Source organism: Collinsella aerofaciens, from assembly GCF_028206795.1.
GTDB lineage: Bacteria > Actinomycetota > Coriobacteriia > Coriobacteriales > Coriobacteriaceae > Collinsella > Collinsella aerofaciens_AX.
Map to the genome: position 1 here is coordinate 1 of NZ_JAQLFJ010000027.1, position 1,762 is coordinate 1,762.

A 1,762-nucleotide genomic window follows, 5' to 3' on the forward strand; every position below is an offset into this window, starting at 1 on the left:
GGCTTGCTTGAATCGTATCCGACACCGGGGAAATACATCAACGGGGTATCGAATAGCTCATTTCTGACTGTAATGGGCAGAAGTATCGCCTGCCGATCTTGCTGGAGTCGGCGATCAGATAGCGCGAGTCGGCCTTGCTAAAGGCAAGCTGCTGGATGCGGCCCTCTTCCATGTTGGACGTGGACACGTCGCTGTCCAAGATGCCGTTGGCGCCGATAAACGCCGCGTCGATGCCCAGCGCACGCAGGGCATCCTCGGCTGTTGGTCCCACAAAGGCGGCGGTGCGGCGACGGTACATGCCGCCCACGAGGCACAGGTCGCAGTCTTCGCGCGCCTCAAGCAGGTTATAGACCGAAAGCGAATTGGTCACATGGATGGAAGGTAGCTTGTCGGTGACTCGGAGAGCGCAAATGCGATCTCACGACGGTTGCGCTCATTGTCTCAATTGGATACTCAACGAAATACGGCCCCGCAGCTCAGTAAGCTGCGGGGCCGTACTATACATAGACGAATCAACGACGGAGTGCATCAACTATTTGGCCAGCTCCTGAACGATCCAGTCAATTGCACCTTCGGGATCGTTGGTAAGGTCGATATACTCCTTGCCCCTTGTGGTGAGCAGTTTAATTCCAAGGCGATCGGTATCAGCCTTCATAGCGTCATAGTACATGCGTGCCTGGGGCGCCAGAACAATCACGTTGTACTGATCCATCGTCTCATAGTGGCTTCCGTACGCACCGGACTGAGAAACCAGATCGATACCCTTAGCAGCGGCACCTTCGCGAAGAGCATTTGCCAAGAGAGTCGAAGTGCCGGCACCCTGGCAAAGCACAAGCACGCGGATCTGCTCCGCCTTGTCCTTTACCGCCTCGAGAGCTTTTGCGACATTTTCCTGTGCGGCAATAGCATCTGCATCCGAGTTTCCTGCAGTCTCCTTTGCAGACTCTTCCAAACAAAGCTGATGGTCATACGCCTTGCAGAACGGATAGTAAATCACAAAGTCAACGACCAACAGCACTGCCATCAATACGAGAGAACGCAGATCGAGACCCGTGGTGAGGAACGCACCAATTGGGCCGGGAAGCGCCCACGGCATGGTATACATGGGGGCGTTCATTCCAATGACGTCAATGAAAAATTTACCGATAATGGCGTTGACCATAGGAGCCACTAGGAAGGGCACGAACATATAGGGATTGAGAACAATCGGCATACCGAAGATAACGGGCTCGTTAACTCCAAAAATCACCGGGATAATCGATGCCTTGCCCATGGCTTTAAGCTGCTTGGAGCGCATAAACATGATCAGGATAATAGGAACGATGAACGTGCAGCCAGAACCGCCCAGACCGCCGATGAAGCTTGTAAAGTCCTGCGTGAGAGCAATTGACGGGTGTCCACCTGCTTGGAAAACCTCAAGATTGGTAACGGTATTGCCGTAGAGCGCAGCATTGATCGGACTCATGACAACCGAAGCACCGTGGATACCCATAAATTGGAAAAGCGCGACCGCGCCTTCGATAAGCGCCATGCCAGGATAGGTGTCGACCGCGGAGAACAGCGGCGAGATGAGAGCGGATACCAAATTGGCGAACGGCACAGCAAGCAGCTTGCGGCTCGCAAGATCGATAAAAGCGCACGCAAGGATCGAAAACCCAAATGCAAAGATATCGCGAAAACTCTGCGGTGACGCATAATTTCTTTCGCAAATTGACAACCGCATAGCGGAACACGGCCCGCGCCCCGTCATATGATTTCTAGC

At 53.7% G+C, this 1,762-nt stretch carries 2 protein-coding genes; both read right to left on the reverse strand.

Annotated elements, in window-relative coordinates; all coding sequences use genetic code 11:
• Nucleotides 1-37 precede the first annotated feature (37 nt).
• Complete coding sequence (locus PMX70_RS10060; protein WP_271743481.1) at nt 38-370, reverse strand: sugar phosphate isomerase family; 333 nt, start codon at nt 368-370, stop codon at nt 38-40.
• Between the two features lie 162 nt (nt 371-532).
• Nucleotides 533-1,762 (reverse strand): PTS lactose transporter subunit IIBC (locus PMX70_RS10065; protein ID WP_271743482.1); only part of this gene is annotated, 1,230 nt, incomplete at its 5' end.